General features: G+C 64.9%; 14 protein-coding genes. 4 read left to right on the top strand and 10 right to left on the bottom strand.

The window, feature by feature from the left end:
- Nucleotides 1-104 precede the first annotated feature (104 nt).
- The gene (locus SY1_RS01380) at nucleotides 105-1,016 is read left to right on the top strand and encodes an RpnC/YadD family protein (RefSeq protein ID WP_208872537.1); all 912 of its coding nucleotides are present in this window, start codon (nucleotides 105-107) and stop codon (nucleotides 1,014-1,016) included.
- A 226-nt stretch (nucleotides 1,017-1,242) separates the two neighbouring features.
- Here the strand turns inward: SY1_RS01380 and SY1_RS01375 are convergent, their stop codons facing one another.
- From SY1_RS01375 to SY1_RS01335, 9 genes are all read right to left on the bottom strand, one after another.
- Entirely contained in the window at nucleotides 1,243-2,661 is a 1,419-nt protein-coding gene (locus SY1_RS01375; RefSeq protein WP_015555938.1) for an aminopeptidase, read from the bottom strand.
- A gap of 71 nt (nucleotides 2,662-2,732) precedes the next feature.
- Nucleotides 2,733-3,734, bottom strand: a complete 1,002-nt coding sequence (locus tag SY1_RS01370; RefSeq protein WP_015555937.1) for an ABC transporter ATP-binding protein — start codon at nucleotides 3,732-3,734, stop codon at nucleotides 2,733-2,735.
- Nucleotides 3,731-4,717: an ABC transporter ATP-binding protein gene (locus SY1_RS01365; protein WP_015555936.1), complete on the bottom strand. Its 987-nt coding sequence runs from the start codon at nucleotides 4,715-4,717 to the stop codon at nucleotides 3,731-3,733. The genes SY1_RS01370 and SY1_RS01365 overlap by 4 nt, the downstream gene beginning before the upstream one ends.
- Nucleotides 4,718-4,727: 10 nt before the next feature.
- Nucleotides 4,728-5,624, bottom strand: a complete 897-nt coding sequence (locus SY1_RS01360; protein ID WP_015555935.1) for an ABC transporter permease — start codon at nucleotides 5,622-5,624, stop codon at nucleotides 4,728-4,730.
- A 10-nt stretch (nucleotides 5,625-5,634) separates the two neighbouring features.
- Nucleotides 5,635-6,600 carry an ABC transporter permease gene (locus SY1_RS01355; protein WP_208872536.1) on the bottom strand — a complete coding sequence of 322 codons (966 nt, stop codon included), beginning with the start codon at nucleotides 6,598-6,600 and terminating at the stop codon, nucleotides 5,635-5,637.
- Between the two features lie 149 nt (nucleotides 6,601-6,749).
- Nucleotides 6,750-8,360 (bottom strand): ABC transporter substrate-binding protein, encoded by a 1,611-nt coding sequence (locus SY1_RS01350; protein ID WP_015555934.1) that lies wholly within the window; start codon nucleotides 8,358-8,360, stop codon nucleotides 6,750-6,752.
- 122 nt (nucleotides 8,361-8,482) lie between these two features.
- On the bottom strand, nucleotides 8,483-9,541 hold the full coding sequence (locus SY1_RS01345) for a M42 family metallopeptidase (RefSeq protein ID WP_208872535.1): 1,059 nt from the start codon (nucleotides 9,539-9,541) through the stop codon (nucleotides 8,483-8,485).
- Nucleotides 9,542-9,567: 26 nt separating this feature from the next.
- Nucleotides 9,568-9,897 (bottom strand): YbjQ family protein, encoded by a 330-nt coding sequence (locus SY1_RS01340; protein WP_015555933.1) that lies wholly within the window; start codon nucleotides 9,895-9,897, stop codon nucleotides 9,568-9,570.
- A 164-nt stretch (nucleotides 9,898-10,061) separates the two neighbouring features.
- Nucleotides 10,062-10,901 carry a transporter substrate-binding domain-containing protein gene (locus SY1_RS01335; protein WP_208872534.1) on the bottom strand — a complete coding sequence of 280 codons (840 nt, stop codon included), beginning with the start codon at nucleotides 10,899-10,901 and terminating at the stop codon, nucleotides 10,062-10,064.
- A 279-nt stretch (nucleotides 10,902-11,180) separates the two neighbouring features.
- On the opposite strand from SY1_RS01335, the gene SY1_RS01330 reads away from it, so the two are divergent.
- Nucleotides 11,181-13,487, top strand: a complete 2,307-nt coding sequence (locus SY1_RS01330; RefSeq protein WP_015555932.1) for a hydratase — start codon at nucleotides 11,181-11,183, stop codon at nucleotides 13,485-13,487.
- Between the two features lie 76 nt (nucleotides 13,488-13,563).
- On the opposite strand, the gene SY1_RS01325 is transcribed toward SY1_RS01330, so the two are convergent.
- A complete protein-coding gene (locus SY1_RS01325) occupies nucleotides 13,564-15,063 on the bottom strand; it encodes a leucyl aminopeptidase (RefSeq protein WP_015555931.1) in 1,500 nt (499 codons plus the stop codon).
- A gap of 301 nt (nucleotides 15,064-15,364) precedes the next feature.
- Here SY1_RS01325 and SY1_RS01320 point away from each other — a divergent pair, with 301 nt between their 5' ends.
- A complete protein-coding gene (locus tag SY1_RS01320) occupies nucleotides 15,365-16,300 on the top strand; it encodes a WG repeat-containing protein (protein WP_015555930.1) in 936 nt (311 codons plus the stop codon).
- Nucleotides 16,301-16,436: 136 nt separating this feature from the next.
- Entirely contained in the window at nucleotides 16,437-17,861 is a 1,425-nt protein-coding gene (locus tag SY1_RS01315; protein WP_208872533.1) for a YfcC family protein, read from the top strand.
- The last annotated feature ends 157 nt before the right edge of the window (nucleotides 17,862-18,018 follow it).

The following is an 18,018-nucleotide window of genomic DNA, read 5'->3' as shown; positions in this document are numbered from 1 at the left end:
ACGCCATGAGCGGGAAGAAAAAAGACCCATCGGAGAAGGCCGCCAAGGAACCGCGACGCGATGACTTACTCTGGAAAGATATTCTAAACCGATTCTTCGTCCCCATGCTTCATTCCCTGCTGCCCGACCTGGCCAGGGACCTCGACGAGAAACGGGACGTCGTTTTCCTCGATAAGGAATTGCGCCGGCTGGCCCGCTTTACCCAAAGGTCGGAGGGCGGCGAGCCGGACGGGAACCGATTCGTGGACCTCCTGGCGAACGTCCCCCTTCGCACCCAGGAAGACGCCTGGGTCCTCCTTCACGTGGAGGTGCAGGGCCGTGGCGGGAACGAGGACTTCCCCCTGCGGATGCACCGCTACCGCGGCCTCCTGGAGGGACGTTACCGAAGACACGTCAGCGCCCTGGCCCTCCTCATCGAGCCCCTGTCGGAGGCGCAGTCCTGTGGGGTCTATTCCTGGGAGGGCTACGGTACGCGGGTGAAGTACGAGTTTCCCGTGTTCAAGCTCTACGAAGGGGACGAGGAGGCCCTGAAGGCGAGCGACAACCCCTTCGACTGGGCGCACCTGGCTGGCTTGAGGGCGTGGAAGAGCCGGGCCAGCGAGCCGAGGAAGCTGAGCTATCTGAAGGAGATGCTGAAGCTCTTGGACGAGCGGGGTTGGCCCCACTCAGACAAGGCGCAACTTCTGGTGTTTATGGAGGGCGTCATTCACCTGACGGAGGACGAGAGCTCAAGGGAATACGAAGAGTGGGAAAATACTTTGGAAGAGGCGAAGGAGGCGGGACGGATGTACGTCAGCATCATGGAGCGTAAGGGTATTGAGAAGGGCAGGATAGAGGGCATCCAGCTGGGCGAGGCCAGGGGCATTAAGCTGGGAGAGGCAAGGGGCATTCAGCTGGGCAGGACGGAAACGGCGCAGAACCTGCTTCGGATGGGGCTGGACCTGACTAAAATCGCAGAGGCCACCGGACTGCCCCTGGATGAGCTGCAATCCTTAAAAAACGCAGGGCGGGCGTAAGCGCACAACAAACCTCGATGACGATCAACAGGAAGCAGGGTTGCCGAATTGATCCCAATGCGGCAACCCTGCTTATTTTCATCCACAAGCGATCCGCCATGCAGCGTCATTGTCTTTGAACCTCGCAGGCAATGGCTTATCGTCTGACAACTTAGGTTAACACTGTTTTTTCAAACAGTCCCTGACTGGTGCTATTCTTTATAACCGTAGATTGGGGACGCCCTCCTCACCGGTGCGCCCTGCACACGGCCTCCATGGCCTTGAAGGTCATGTAGCAGTCCAGCTTGGCCGCCACCTCAAAGGGCGCGTGCATGGAGAGCAGCGGGACGCCCGCGTCCAGCGTGTCGATGTTGCGGTTGGCCATGAAGAGCGCTACGGTACCGCCGCCCCCCGCGTCCACCTTGCCCATCTCCGACATCTGCCAGGTCACGCCGGCGTCGTCGAACCACCGCCGCACGGCGGCCACCGTCTCGGCCGAGGCGTCGGAGGCGCCGCTCTTGCCCCGCGCCCCGGTGTACTTGTTCAGGGCGATGCCGCGGTTGAAGCGGGCGGCGTTGCGCTTGTCGAACACGTCCGGGAAGTTGGGATCGAAGGCCGCCGTCACGTCCGCGGACAAGCAGAAGGAGCGTTCCAAACACGCCCGCAGCGGCACGTTCTGCGCCTGGCAGAGGTCCTCCATAAAGGTGTCGAAGGCGGCGGTGCGCATTCCACTCACGCCCACGGAGCCGATCTCCTCCTTGTCCGCCAGCACGCAGACGGCACTTCGCTCCGGGGCCGCGTCCAGGTCCAGGACGGCGCGCAGGGCGGCAAAGGCACAGACCCGGTCGTCGTGGCCGTAGGCCCCGATCATGCTGGCGTCCACCCCAACGTCCACGGCGTCAAAGGCGGGGACGGCCTCCAGTTCCGCCGAGATGAAGTCCTCCTCCGTGAAGCCGTACTTCTCGTAGAGCAGCTTCATCACGTTCAGCTTGACACGGTCCTTCGCCCCTTCCTCCCCCTCCTCGCCTCCGTTCCCGGAGAGCGGCTCACTGCCGATCAGCAGGTTCAGTTGTTCGCCCTTGATGCCCTCAGACAGGGGCTTCTTGTTCTGTTCAGCGCCAAGGTGCGGCAAGAGGTCGCTGATGACGAGGCGGGGTTCTCCGCGCTCCCCTCCCAGGGTCACGGAGAGCGTGCGCCCATCCTTCATGGCCACGACGCCGTGCAGCTCGAGGGGGATCGTCACCCACTGGTACTTCCGGATGCCGCCGTAATAGTGGGTCTTGAGGTAGGCCAGCTCGCTGTCCTCGTAGAGCGGGTTGGGCTTCAGGTCCAGCCGCGGGCTGTCGATGTGGGCCGCGGTCATCTGAACCCCTTCCTCAAGCCCAAGGCGGCCGACGACCGCCAGGATCAGCATCTTGCCGCGGTTGTTGAAGAACACCCGGTCCCCGGCCTCGAGCGCCATGCCCCGGACGTAGGGGCGGAAGCCCGCCGCCTCGGCCAGCCGCACGCTCTCCTGCACGCACTCGCGCTCCGTCTTCCCCGCGTCGAGAAAGGCCTTGTACGCCGTGCAGTAGGCGTTCATCCGCTCCCGCTCCTCCGCGCTCAGGCGCTCGTAGCCATTCTTTGGTTCGACGCAGACCTTCTTCTTCCATTCTTTGGCGTTCATGAAAAACCCTCCTTAAGTCGGAATTTCAAAAGGTATCCGGCGGAAGGACGGCGACGCCCTCCCGCCGGCAACTACCGGCAAAACAGGTGGCACTGCACGAAGCGGCCCGGCTCCACCTCCCGCTCCGGCGGCAGCTCGGCGCTGCAGACGGGCATGGCGTAGTCGCAGCGCGTGTGGAAGCAGCAGCCGGACGGCAGGTCCATCGCGCTGGGGATCTCCCCCTGGATGCCCGCGAACCGGTTCATGTTGTGTCCGGAGAGCGTGGGGATCGACGAGAACAGCGCCTTCGTGTAGGGGTGCATGGGGTTGGAGAAGATCTGGTCCCTGCTCCCCTTCTCCACGATGCGCCCCAGGTACATCACCCCCACCTCGTCCGAGATGTGCTTCACCACGGACAGGTTGTGGGCGATGAAGAGGTAGGAGAGGCGAAACTCCTCCTTCAGATCCATGAGCAGGTTGAGGATCTGCGCCTGGATCGACACGTCGAGGGCCGACACGGGCTCGTCCGCGACGATGAACTCCGGGTTCACCGCCAGCGCCCGCGCGATGCCGATCCTCTGGCGCTGCCCGCCGGAGAACTGGTGCGGGTAGCGCGAGGCCTGCTCCGGCCGGATGCCGACGCGCTCCAGGAGGGCAAGCACGCGCTCCCGCGCCTCGCGGCGGCCCGCGACGACGCCGTGGAACAGCATGGGCTCCGACAGGATGTCGAAGACGCTCTGGCGCGGGTCGAGCGACGCATAGGGGTCCTGAAAGATCATCTGGAGCTTCCGGCGCAGCGGCAGCATCCGACGCTCCGGCACGTGGGTGATGTCCTGCCCGCGGTAGGTCACCGTGCCCCCCTTGGGCTCCAGCAGGCGGATGATGCTCCGCGCCGCCGTGGACTTCCCGCAGCCGGACTCCCCCACCAGGCTGAACACGCGCCCCTCCGGCACGTCAAAGCTGATGCCGTTCACGGCGTGCACGACGCGCTTGCGTCGCACCACGCGGCCGCGCTCGAAGCGGATCTGGCTCAGGAACGAACGGTCCAGGTCAAAGCGCTGTTCCAGGCCCCGGACGGAAAGGATGGGGGTCATGATCTCACCTCGCGATGGATTGGAAAGTGACAGGCGACGCAGTGGCCGGGCTCGAGCTCCCGCAGGTCGGGCGCGGAGGTTCGGCACAGGTCCTGCGCCCGCTCACAGCGCGGGCTGAAGCGGCAGCCACGGGGCAGGTCGAACATGTTGGGCACGATGCCGGGGATGGTCTTGAAGCGCCCCTGTTCGCGATTCAGGTCCGGGATGGAGTCGATGAGGCCCAGGGTGTAGGGGTGGAGGCTCCCGTCGATCACGGCGCGGGCCGGCCCGCTCTCCACAATCCTGCCGCAGTACATCACGTTGATGCGGTCCGCGATCTCCGACACCACGGCCAGGTCGTGGGTGATGAGCATGAGGGAGCACCCCTCGGCGTGGATCAGGTCCGTCATGAGGCGCAGGATCTGGGCCTGCACCGTCACGTCCAGCGCCGTCGTGGGCTCGTCCGCGATGATGAGGCGCGGGCGCGCCGCAAGGGCGATGGCGATGACGACCCGCTGACGCATACCGCCCGAAAACTGATGGGGGTAGCTCCCCAGCCGCCCCTCCGGGTTCGAGATGCCGACGGACCGAAGGAGCTCCACACTGGCCCTGCGCCGGTCGGCCCGGCCCATGGAGGTGTGCAGCCGCAGGACCTCGTCGATCTGCTGGCCGATGGTGTACACGGGGTTGAGCGACGTCATGGCGTCCTGAAACACCATGGAGATGTCCTTGCCGCGCACGCGGTTCATCTCCCGCTCGGAGAGCTTCATCAGGTCGCGCCCCGCAAAGAGGACCTCTCCTGACTCGATCCTCCCCGGCTCGTCGATCAGCCGGATCACCGAGAAGCCCGTCACCGACTTGCCACCTCCCGACTCCCCCACCACGGCCAGGACCTCTCCGACGCGGATGTCGAAGGACACGTCGTCCACGGCCTTGACGACGCCTTTGAAGGTGTGGAACCACGTTCTCAGGCCTTTCACCTGCAGAAGCAAACGGTCATCCATGGCGCGCGCCTCACTTCAGCTTGGGGTTCATCTCGTCGCGCAGGAAATCGCCGAGAAGGTTGATGCCGAACACGATGATCATGATGTAGAGCCCCGGCAGGATGGACACCCACCACAGGCCGCTGTAGAGCACGGTGAAGCCGTTGTTGCAGAGCATCCCCAGGGAAGGGCGCGAGATCGGCACCCCCAGGCCCAGGAAGCTCAGCGTCGCCTCCGTCAGGATGAAGCCCCCCACCTGCATCGTGGAGAGGACGACGATGGAGGCGAAAACGTTGGGCAGCACGTGCCGGAACAGGATGCGCCAGTTCGGCAGGCCGATGACGTGGGCCGCCTCGATGTACTCGTTGCGCTTGACCGAGAGCGTCTCCCCCCGCACGGTGCGCGCGTAACGCACCCAGCCCACCAGCATGAGGGACAGGAGGATGTTCGCCACGCTCCGCCCCAGGATCGACATGAGGAAGAGCGCGATGAGCATGGAGGGGAACGACAGCTGAACGTCCGCGATGCGCATGATGAGGGCGTCCACCTTCCCGCCGAAGTAGCCGGAAGCCAGCCCCAGCACGATGCCGATGGCGCTGGCCATCAGGGTGCCCAGGAGGCCGATGACCAGGGACACCTGACTGCCGTAGACGATGGCGCTCACCATGTCACGCCCCTGCTGGTCCGTCCCCAGCAGGAACTTCGGGTCCCCGCCCTCCATCCAGAACGGCGGCTTGTAGGCGTCGGACAGCTGGAGCTCCGCCATGTTGTAGGGATCCTGAACCGTAAAGTACGGGCCGATCAGGGCCACCAGCAGCACGAGGACCACGATCAGCGCGCCGGCGACGGCCGCCGGCGAACGGCGAAAGTTGTAGAAGAACTCCGACTGAAAAAAGGCGCGGAGCCGGCCTTTCCTTGTCTCTGACATGCCCTTCCTCCTATCGCAGGTCGATGCGCGGGTCGATGACCACGTAGAGCAGGTCCACGACGAAGTTGATGGCCACGAACATCACGGCGACGAAGAGGATGTACGCCGCGATGATGGGTCGGTCCGCGCTGGACACCGCGTCGATCAAGAGCTTTCCGATGCCCGGCCAGGCGTAGATGGTCTCCGTGATCGTCGTGAAGGCGATCAGGTTGCCCAGCTGCAGGCCGAACACGGTGACCACGGGGATCAGCGTGTTCTTCAGGGCGTGTCCGAAGAGCACCTTTCCGGTGGAAACCCCCTTGGCCCTCGCGAACTTGACGTAGTCCCGGCGCATGTTCTCCTGCATCCCGGCCCGCGTCAGGCGAATGATCGTCGCCACGTTGCCGAGGGCCAGCGTGATGGACGGCAGGACGACGTGGGCCCAGCCGTCCGCGGTGGCAAGGCTCGTGGACACGCCCAGAATCGTCCCCACCGCGCCGCGTCCGGACACGGGCAGCACGCCGAGGTAAAGCCCGAAGAAGTAGATCATCACCATGCCGATCCAGAAGGAGGGCATGGAGATCCCCGCGATGGAGGCGGCCATGACGCACCGGCTGAACCGGCTCTTCGGGTAGGCCCCCGCCCACACGCCGAGGGGGACGCCCATGACGATGGAGAGGATCATGGCCACCGCCACGATGTCGAGCGTGGCCGGAAGTCGTTCGGCGATCAGCGTGAGCGCCGGCAGGCGGTACATGTAGGACTGGCCGAAACGGCCGTGAAGCGCGTTGTTGAGGAATATCCCGTACTGCACGTAGAGGGGCTCGTCCAACCCGAGCTGGGCCGACACCGCCGCGATCTCCTCCGGCGTGGCGTTCTCGCGCACCATGAGGTACACCGGGTTGCCCAGCACGCTCGTCAGGACGAAGACGATGAGCGACACGGCGAACATCACCAGGACCAGCTGCACCAGCCTCCTGGCAAAAAACTGAAGCACAACGTCACCTCCAAAAATTCATGCGGGGGACGCCGGAAATGCCTGAGCGTCACAAACGGGCACGGTCCAGGGAAAGGACCGTGCCCATTGCCCATACCGGCGTTTTTACGAAAGGGGCCCGAAGCCCCAGGGAAGAAGTCCGAGGTCCGTCAATCCTTAAACGAGATGTCCCAGGCGTAGACGAACTTGTTGTACCTGGGCGCGTAGTCGATGCGGCTGCCGACGGCGTAGAGGTCCATCTGGAAGTGCAGGGGGATGTAGGCCGTATCGTCCGCGGCCAGCTTCCACGCCCGTTTCACCAGGTCGGAGCGCTTCTCCGCGTCCACCGTCTGCATGGCCTCCTCGATGAGCTTATCGACCTCCGGGTTCTGGTAGTAGCCGCGGTTCACGCCGCCCCACCCCTGCTTCACGTACTCGCCGGGCTTCATGGAGTAGATGCAGTCCATCGCGATCAGGGCGCCCTCGCCCCCCGAGTCCGCCCAGCCGGTCTGGCAGAGGTGCGTGTTGTCGCCACTCTTGTTGGTGGCGCCGATGTAGGAGAAGAAGACGTTGCGGGACATCAGGTTCAGGTTGACCTTGATCCCCACCTTCTCAAGGTAGCCGGCTATGGCTCCGGCGATCGCCGCGTCGTTGATGTAGCGGTCGTTCGACGCATCGAGCGTCACCGTGAAGCGCATGCCGTCGGCCTGGCGGGGGTACCCCGCCTCGTCCAGCAGCTTCTCCGCCAGGGCGGGGTCGTAGGCCAGCCGCTTGACGTCCGGGTTGTAGCCGTTGTAGCCCTCAGGGCAGTAGGTGGCGGCGGGCACGGCGTAGCCGTTCATGACCTTGGAGATGATCTCGTCCTCGTTGATGGCGCGGTACATGGCCTCGCGCACCCGCTTGTCCACCATGGGGTTCTTTCCCGTCGGGGAGACGAGGGGGAACTTGGAGTCCTTGCTGGGCGACTCGACGCAGGACGGGTTCAGGTAGATGATGCGAAGGCTCGGCGCCTTCAGGATGGTGATGTCCTTCTGCTTCTCCAGCATGGACACGTCGCGCACCGGCACGTCCACGATCATGTCCACGGCGTTGGTCATCATGTTGGCCGTCCGCGTCCCCGCGTTCGTGATGGGCTTGTAGGTCACGTTCTCCGCCTGCGGCTTCTCGCCCCAGTAGCCCTCGTTGCGCTTAAAGACGATGCGGTCGCCCCGCACGTACTCCGCCAGCTCGTACTTGCCCGTCCCCATAGGGTTGTTGGCGTTGTAGTCCTCGTCGTGGGCCTCGCAGGTCTCCTTGTCCAGCATGTACACGTCCTTCAGGTGGCAGAGCAGGAGCGCGTTCGGCGCCTTGCAGGTCACCCTGACGGTGTGGTCGTCCACCTTCTCGTACTTCTCGACCGTGGCCAACGCATAGACGAAGGCGGACTTGCCCGCCAGCTGTGCCATGCCGAAGGAGTAGACGACGTCGTCCGCGTTGAAGTCGTTTCCGTTCGTGAACTTGACGCCCTTCCTGATGTGGAAGGTCCATACGGAGGCGTCCTCGTTCACGTCCCAGCTCTCGGCCAGGAGGGGCATGAACTTCAGGTCCCGGTCCAGGTCCACGAGCGGCTCAAAGACGTGCTGCATGATGGCGTTGTTGATCGTCTCGTTCAGCGTAAAGGGGTAGAAGGAGTGGGCGTCCGCCGTCAACCCGATGGTGACGTCGCGCGGGCCCGCCGCCCAGGCGCCGGAGGCCGAGAACACCAGCCCTGCCAACAACAAACACAGGATACTTCGCTTCATAATCGCTTCCTCCTCATGGGGTAGATCGCAGGAACGTCCTGCTGCTGTGATAGAGTATACCTCAAAAGCTCAATCTTCGGGGGCGGGGAGCGCCGTCCGGACACGCCCCGCCCCAGCCGGGCTCAGGACGCCATGGGCGCCGTCAAATAGGCGATCAGAAGCCGCAGGGCGGCGTCAATGGAGTCTGCGTGGGTGCGCTCGTAGCTGTGGGTCGCCTCCGCCGCCGGGCCGAAGCACAGGGCCCGGACGTCCTTCCCCGCCTTCAGGCAGGCCGAGGCGTCGGAGCCGTAGTTCTGGTAGGCGTCGATGCGGTAGGGGATGCCGTTCGCCTCCGCCAGGGCCTTCAGCTGACGCACCATGCGGCGGTCGTAGGGCAGGGCTCCGTCGCGGGAGAGGATCGTGACCGCGTGCTCGCTGGACGCCGTCCCCTCCGCCACGACGCCGATGTCAAGCGCCGCCACCTCCTCCGCGCGCGGCGGGATGGCGGGCGTGCCGTGGCCGATCTCCTCGTAGTTGCTGAGGTAGAGGTGCGTCGTGTGAGGCAGCTCCACGCCCCGACGGCGAAGGTCCCGGACGGCCGTCAGCAGGATGGCCACGCTGAGCTTGTCGTCCAGGAAGCGGGACTTGATGAACCCCGTCTCCGTCACCACGCTCCGCGGCTCAAAGGAGACGATGTCCCCCGCGTGGATCCCCAGGGCCTCCGTGGACGCCTTCGAGTTCGTCTCCACGTCCAGGCGGACCTCGACGTTCTCCTCCTTGCGGGGCTCGTCGCGCTTGTCGATGGGCGTCGCGTGCCGCGCCGCCCGATCCGGCAGGAGCGTCCCGTCGCAGGCCGCCCCATCCAGGGTGTGTACAGTGCAGTTCTCGCCCTCAAAGCTGCGCCAGTCGTAGCCCCCAATGGGGTAGAGGCGCAGGCGGCCGTTGTCCTTGATCTCGTGCACCACCGCACCCAGCGTGTCCAGGTGAGCCGCCACCACGCGCTGGCGGTCGTCGTCCCGCCCCCGCAGGACCGCCAGCACGGCGTCCTTCGCCGTCCGGGTCGGGGCCAGCCCCGCGTCCCGCAGCTCGCGTTCCGCCACGCTCATGACCGCGGCGCAGTCCCCGGACACGGAGGGGATGCTCAGCAGCTTCAAGGTCAGGTCAACCACGTCCTCAACCAGCAAATTCTTCTCGTAGCGCAAGGTTCAAACCTCCATCCGCTCGTCCGTCACTCGACCCTGGCAAGCCTCACGGCCGTTCCGCTGCAGGCGGCCATCAACATGCCGCCGTTGGGTCCCAGCACCTCGTAATCGACCCGGACCGCGAGGACCGCATCGGCCCTCAGCGCACGGGCCCGCTGCTGCATCTCCTCGAGGCTCCTCTCCCGCGCATCCTGCAACTCCTCCTCGTAGCCCGCGGAGCGGCCCCCGATGACGTTCCGGATGGCCGCTCCGAAGTCCTTGATGAAGTTGACGCCCAGGATCACCTCACCCGACACGATGCCGAGGTAGTCAACGACCCGCCACCCTTCCAGGTCGTTCGTCGTGGTCACGATCATGCCGATCCCTCCTCGAAAAAATTGACACGACGGCATTGTAGCACGCGAAGCGCCGAAAGGACACGCCAAGGCAAAAGACGGGGCCGCCGGCATGCCGGCGGCCCCGCGAAACGTCCAGTGCATCGCTCTTTTCTCCTTGCGCCCTCCGGGCGCAGGGATGCCTATCAGCGCTCCTTCTTCGGCCTGGCAACCCGGTCCTTCGTCCGCACCAGCCCAACCTGTCTCGATACCTCGTAGGGCTCGGAGAAGTCCATGAGCCTCTCGCGCTCCTCTGTGACGGCAATGCCCGAACAGATCATGTCAACCCATCCCTCTCCCACCACCAAAAAGAGCGCATCGAGAGGGTAGGCGACGACGCTGAGCTCCATGTCGAGCTTCCTGGCGACGGCGGCACAGACCTCGACGTCGAGGCCCATGAAGCCGCCCTCCCTCATGGTGTCGGGCGAAAAACCCGGCCCCATCCCCACCGTCAGCTTTCCGCCGGCGGCCCCCCGATTGAGGTCGATGTCCTCCGGCCTCGTGGAGGCCGGCTCCTGTCGGTGCTTCAGCACGATGGCCTCAAGCGTCCCGTCGGCCTTGAGCTCCGTCAGTGCCCTGTTGACCTTCTCCAACAGGGCCTCATTGCCCTTCCGGAAGCCGATGGCGTACCGTTCGGCGGACAGGGGCCCCGGCAGGATCGACAGGTCACCCGACGAAGCCTTGACGAAGTGCATGGCGGTCGCCTCGTCCATGACGGCCGCCTGGACCTTGCCCAGCTTCAGCGCCTCCGCGACGTCCTCCCCCCGGTCGAAGGCCGTCAGCCGATCCTTCGCCCGGTCGCCAAGGAGCGTTCTCGCGATCCCCTCCGCACTCGTCCCGCGCTGAACGCCGAGCTTCGCCAGCCTCAGGTCCGCCGGCGTCGCGAACGTCAGAGACTTCTCGACCGGACAGGCTCCGACCGCCGATGCCGGGACCGCATGGGCAAGAGCCACCAGCGCAACGCCCCCCAGGAAAACCGCAAACAAAAACCTTCTTATTGAAAAGACCTCCATTCATAATGATGTATCCATATTATAACAACAAAGCATCGACGGGCGACACGCACTCCTGATCCAAAGTATCTCATGACAAAGTTGAGATAAAATAAAGACAGCAGCCTGTGAACCGAAGTTGACCAACGCATACCGACAGGGGAGAAAAAACGCTCACAGGACGCGCCGTCACGCCTTGCGCGACGACCGATGGAAACGCAGCCACGCATTGACCCACGCTCAGGCGACTTTAACAATGATGGGGGGATTTTTATGGTCAAACTTTACGATGAAGGCGTATACCTCGTCCATGGTGCGGAGGTCGTCCCGGAGTCAGAGGCGGATAAAGTCCGGCAGCTGACCGGAAAGGACGCGGACAAGGCGACGGCCTTGCAGGGGACCATCGCCTGGGGCATACTCGAGGCTCACAACACGTCGGATTCCATGGAACGCCTGAAGATCAAGTTCGACGCCATGACCTCCCACGACATCACCTTCGTGGGCATCATCCAGACGGCACGGGCCTCCGGGATGGAGCGCTTCCCGCTGCCCTACGTTCTGACGAACTGCCACAACTCGCTCTGCGCCGTGGGGGGCACCATCAACGACGACGACCACCTCTTCGGCCTCAGCGCCGCAAAGAAATACGGCGGCATCTACGTCCCGCCCCACATCGCCGTCATCCATCAGTACATGCGGGAGAGCTTCGCCGGCTGCGGAAAGATGATCCTGGGCTCCGATTCCCACACCCGCTACGGCGCGCTGGGGACCCTGGCCGTTGGCGAAGGGGGCGGCGAGTTGGTGAAACAGCTCCTGGGTGACACTTACGATATCGCCCGGCCCGGCGTCGTGGCCATTTACCTCAAGGGGAAGCCCGCACCCTTCGTCGGCCCCCACGACGTGGCGCTCGCCATCGTCCGCGCCGTATACAAGAACGGATACGTGAAGAACAAGGTCATGGAGTTCGTGGGGTCTGGCGTCTCCTCGATGACGACGGACTATCGCAACGGCGTGGACGTCATGACGACGGAGACCACGTGCCTGTCCTCCATATGGCGGACGGACGGGGACACGAAAACGTTCCTGGAAAGGCACCACAGGGAGGGCGACTACAAGGAGCTGAACCCGGCGGAGATCGCCTACTACGACGGCTGCGTGGAGGTGGACCTGTCGGCGGTGAGGCCCATGATCGCGCTGCCCTTCCACCCGTCCAACGGCTATACGATCGACGAGCTCTACGGGAACCTGAAGGACATCCTCCAGGAAACCGAGGCCGCGGCGGAAAAGGTGGCCGAGGGCCGGGCGCGTTTCACGTTGCTGGATAAAATCACGCCGGACGGCAAACTTCTGGTGCAGCAGGGCGTCATCGGTGGCTGCGCGGGGGGAAATTACACGAACGTCGTCGAGGCCGCCCACTGTCTCAAGGAAAGGTCCTGCGGCGACGGTGAGTTCTGCCTCTCGATCTACCCGTCGTCCCAGCCGGTGTTCACGGACCTGGACAGGAAGGGCTTCCTTGCAGACCTGATGGACGCCGGGGCGGTGATCCGCACGGCCTTCTGCGGCCCCTGCTTCGGCGCCGGCGACACACCCGCCAACAACGCGCTGTCCATCCGGCACACGACGCGAAACTTCCCCAACCGGGAGGGCTCCAAGCCCGGTCAGGGGCAGATGGCGGCGGTGGCCCTGATGGACGCCCGCTCCATCGCCGCCACGGCGGCCAACGAGGGAAAGCTGACGAGTGCCGAAAATTTCGAGTGCCAATGGGGCGACGTGCCGGAGCACGACTATGACGACAGGGCGTATCGAGCCAGGGTCTACCAGGGCTGGGGGAGGGCGGCGCCGGAGACGGAACTCCGTTCGGGGCCCAACATCAAGCCCTGGCCGGAGATGGAGCCTCTGACGGAGAACGTCCTGCTGCGGGTGGCGTCGAAGATCCTGGACGAGGTGACGACGACGGACGAGCTCATCCCCTCGGGGGAGACTTCCTCCTTCAGGAGCAACCCCCTGGGGCTTGCGGAGTTTACGCTGTCGCGACGGGACCCGGAGTACGTGGGGCGGGCCAAGGCGATCCAGGCGCTCGAGGAGGAGCGCCGCGCCGGCCGCCAACCCGACGACGCCGGCCTGAAGGAGGTCTTCGCCCTCATCAAAAAGATACCCGGCCAGGAGAGCGTCGATCCAATGAAGGTGGAGATCGGCTCCGTCGTGTACGCCAACCGGCCCGGAGACGGCTCCGCCCGCGAACAGGCGGCCTCGTGCCAGCGGGTGCTGGGCGGTCTGGCCAACATCGTTCAGGAGTATGCCACAAAGCGCTACCGCAGCAACTGCATGAATTGGGGCATGATCCCCTTTCACCTCAAGGGCAGGCCGGACGCATTCGACGTGGACGACTACATCTACGTGCCGGATATCCGCAGGGCGCTGGACGACGACCTGAAGGACATTCCAGCATATGTCCTGAAGGACGGCCGCGCGTCGAAGGTTTGCCTTTACGTCCAGGACATGACGGCCGAGGAGCGGGAGATCATCAAGGCCGGGTGCCTCATCAACTTCAACAGGAATCGGCGAAAGCGGGGGAAGTGAACCGCAGGATTGAACCTCGAAGGCGGTCTTGGGCCTCCTTCTACGGAAGGCCCAAAGACCGCTCCCCGATCTTCCCTTAAAGCGAGGCCAGGTAGTCCAGGCAGGTGCGGACGCCGAAGGCGCTGGCCCCCCTCGCGTAGACGCCCCACGCCTTCTCCATGAAGTCCACGCCCGCGATGTCCAGGTGGGCCCAGGGGATCGCCCGATCCACGAAGTTCCCCAGGAAGAGGGCGGCGAAGGTCGCCCCGCCGTAGCGCTGGCCGGAGTTCACCAGGTCCGCAAAGGGAGACTTCAGTTTTTCCGCGATGCGGTCGTCCTCCGCGGGCAGCCGCCAGAAGCGCTCCCCGCGCCTGCGGGCCGAGGCCAGAAGCGCCTCCGACAGGCCATCGCTGCGCGAGAAGAGGCCTGCCCTCCAGTTGCCCAGGGCCACCGCGCAGGCCCCCGTCAGCGTCGCGATATCGACGATGGCGTCAGGGCGCATCTCGCTGGCCAGACAGAGGGCGTCCGCCAGGACCAGCCGGCCCTCCGCGTCCGTGTTGTTGATCTCGATCGTCTTGCCGTTGCGGGCGCGGACGATGTCGTCCGGCCTGAAGGAGGAGCCAGAGGGCATGTTCTCGGCCGAGGCCAGGATGCCGTGGACCTCCACGTCCAGCTTCATCTCCGCCGCACCGCGCAGGATGCCCATGACGCAGCAGGCCCCGGACTTGTCCCCCTTCATGGTGGTCATGGACGAGGCGGGTTTGATGTCGAGCCCGCCACTGTCGAAGGTGATGCCCTTGCCCACGAACACGACCTTACCGCGGGCCTTCCCGCCCCTGGGGACGTAGGAGAGGCGGATTAGCCGCGGAGGCGTCGCGGAGCCGCTGCCCACCGCCAGGAGCGCGCCCATGCGCTCCTCCTTCAACCGCGCCTCGTCCCACACCTCGCAGGCCAGCCCCAGTTCCTCCGCCATCGCCTGAGCGCGGTCGGCCAGCGCCGGCGGGTTGATGACGCAGCCCGGCTCGTTGGCCAGGTCCCGCGCCGCGACCTGAGCGGCAGCGTAGGTCATCCCCCGCCGCGCCGCGGCCTCGTCCAGGCCGGGGACCAGGACCTCCCGCAGAGCGAAGGGTCCCTCCTCGTCGTCCTCCTTCCGCTCCTTGTACTTGTCGAAGGCATAGCCGGAGAGCCCCGCCGCCTCCCCCACGACGACGGACCAGTCGGGCGCCTCCGGACCGAAGGGCCGCCCAGCCCCGACGTTCAGATGCGCCATGGGGACGAGGGCGGACTCGCAGCGATGGCGCCCCGCCTCGCGCAGGGCGGCGGTCAGCGCGTTCCGCACCGCCTCGGCATTGCAGGCCTCGTCCTCCCCATTGCCCAGCCCGACCAGGAACAGGTTCCGCACACCGCCGCTCAGGAGCGGCACCCGCAGAGACGTCCCCGTCTTTCCCGTGAAGTCCTTCCGCGCCGCCAGTTCCTTCACCGCATCCCGACAGGGCACCTCCGGCACCGACCTGCAGTCCTCCTCCCGCAGGAGCAGGACGACGGCTCCGCCGCTCCACCCCGCGGCGTCTCCACCACGCACCTTAAGCTCTACCATACACAAAGACCCCTTTCGCTGCAAATGGCCGTCATCCGCTCCGAAGGCGGAGCCGCCCCAGGGGCGAGAACCGCGATCGAAACCGACCGACGCCCTCTAACCCTACTTCAAAACCTCCGTTTTGTCACCCCGAAAAGTCGGGTGGAGGCACTTTTCTGCACAGGCGCAGAGGAGAGGCCGGGCCGCCCCGCAGCGCGCTTTTTTGATATAATTTGATATAATACGAAAGAGTAGGGGGATGACCTTCAAAAGTTCCCCTGTGAAACCGTTTGTGAATCCGCACGAAAGGACAAGGATGTCGATGGCCCTGAAAACAGCGCAAAAAAAACTGAAAAGGATTTTGACGTGCCTGCTTCCAGCCCTCGCCGCAGCGTTTTTTACAGTGGGGGCGGAGGCGGTGCAGACGTGCCCGCCGCGCGTCGTGATCGACTTCGAGTACGCGGAGGCGAGGGACTTCCACGAGGGGCTGGCCGCCGTGAAGTCCAACGACGCCTGGGGCTACATCGACAGCCTGGGGCGCATGGTCCTGCCCTTCGTCTATCGGGTCCCGGAGGCGGGGCCCTTCAGCGAGGGGGTAGCCTTCGTGGGAGACCGCTACATCGACCCCGACGGAAAGCCCGTCTTCGGGGACGCCACCTTCGAGGGAGGGCTGCCCTTCAGCCAGGGGTTCGCTGCCGTGCAGCACGGCGGCCTCTGGGGCTTCATCGACATGACCGGCCGGTTCGCCATTGCGCCGAGCTTCGAGGCAGCCGGCTCCTTCTCCCAGGGGCTTGCGCCGGTGCGGCGCAACGGACTTTGGGGCTACGTTGACGCAGCGGGGCACATGAAGATTCCGCCCCAGTTCCTGAGTGCCGGTCCCTTCAGCGAGGGCCTGGCCCCCGTGGAGGTCGAGGGGCGGTTCGGCTACATCGACGTGGCGGGACGGGACCGCATCCGGGCCTCCTTCGACGAGGCGGGCCCTTTTAAATACGGCCTCGCCCCCGTGAAACGCCACGCGAGCTACCGCGCCTGGGGCTACATCGACGCGCGGGGACGCCTCGTCATCCCCCACCGCTACAACGGGGCCCTGCCCTTCAGCGAGGGGGTCGCCGGGACGGCGACGGACGCCCGATGGAGCTTCGTCAACGTGCTGGGGGAGAACGTCCTGAACAATCAATACGACGAGGTGCGGCCCTTCAGCGAGGGCCTGGCCGCCGTGCGCCAGGAGGACCTGTGGGGGTACATCAGGGCGCAGTGAGGAACGATCCGGACGCGCCCGCATCGACCTCGCGGGCCGGCAGGCGTTCGGGCGCGGCCGCGCCGCAACCGTACAGATTCAGGAGGACTTCGTCCTCGCGATTTATTTCTATAATTATTTTTAGGAGGAATTCAAAGTGTCAGAGAACCCCAAGCCCCCCGCGAAAAAGCTTCGGGAGCTGCCCCACATCTTCGTGCTCCTCTTCTGCGTGCTCGTCCTGGCGACCGTCGCCACCCACATCGTCCCCGCGGGGCAGTACGCCAGGGTGATGGACGAGGGGCTCAAGAGGACGGTCATCGACCCCACCTCCTTCAAGTACGTGGAGGAGACGCCCGTCGGCCTCTTCGAGATGTTCGTCTCTCTGGAGCTTGGCCTGATCGAGGCGGCCAACATCGTCTTCCTCATCTTCGCGGCGTTCTCGTGCCTCTACCTGATGGAGAAGACCGGAGCCATCGACGCCAGCATCGCCCTGATGGTCCGCCAGGCGAAGAAGAACCCACGGTTCTCCCTGGGCCTGATCGTCGTCCTGATGACGCTCCTCTCCATCTGGGGCTCGACCGGGACGCTGTCCTATGAGGAGATCATCGCCTTCTCGCCGATCTTCGTGTCCCTCAGCATCGCGCTGGGGTACGATGCGCTCACCGGCGTGGCCATCTCCGTGGTCCCGGTGGGGATCGGCTTCGCCTCCGCCACCGTCAACCCCTTCACGATCGGCGTGGCACAGAGCATCGCGGAGCTCCCCGTGTTCTCCGGCATCGGATACCGCTGTCTCATCCTCGCCGTCATGACGGCCTTCAGCATCCTCTACGTCCTGCACTACGCGAACCGGGTGAAGAAGGACCCGTCGAAGAGCCTCGTGAGCGACGTCGATTACTCCGACTTCACCATCGACGACGAGAAGATGAACACGCCGTTCACGCTCCAGCGCAAGCTCTCGATGCTCGCGCTCCTCGTCGGCGTGTGCGTCATGGGCTACGGGCTGATCTTCCTGGGATGGTACATCAACCAGGTCGCCGCGATCTTCATGATCGTCTCCATCGTCGTGGGGATCATCAACCGCTGGGGGCCCAACCGCATCGCGGGCACGCTCTGCGACGGGCTGTCCAGGGGGGTCGTCGCCGCGCTGACCGTCGGCGTGGCCCGCGGCATCCTCGTCGTGCTCACGAAGGGCAACGTCATCGACACGCTGATCCACGGCTGCGTCAGCCTCCTCGAAAGCCTGTCCCTCTACGCAAGCGCCATCGGCATGCTGGTGTTCCAGAACCTGCTCAACTTCCTGATCCCGTCGGGATCGGGGCAGGCCGCCGTCGCCATGCCCATCATCACCCCCATCGCCGACCTCATCCACCTGAACCGGCAGATCGCGGTGCTGGCCTTCCAGTTCGGGGACGGCTTCTCCAACCTGCTGTGGCCCACGGGCTTCATGGTCATCGTCTGCGCCATGGTCAAGATCCCGCTCTCGCGCTACTATCGCTGGATCATCCCGTTCTACGCCCTCTGCTTCCTGCTCCAGGCCGCCTTCATCGTCGGCGCGGTCGCGATCGACTACGGCCCATTTTAAGCCAGGGGGGAGAGGGCCCTGCCGGAGCACATCGGCTCAGGCCCAGGTCCACAGGCAAAGTTTTTAACGTGCAGCGAGGGCAGGCTTTGCACATTCCTTCCGCACCGGACAAGTGCAGGATAATACCAATTCACGTTTTAAAGAAGACAAGAAAAGC

This window comes from Fretibacterium fastidiosum (genome assembly GCF_000210715.1).
GTDB lineage: Bacteria > Synergistota > Synergistia > Synergistales > Aminobacteriaceae > Fretibacterium > Fretibacterium fastidiosum.
Note: the sequence above shows the minus strand (reverse complement) of the source record. Positions and strands in the feature narration are given on the sequence as shown.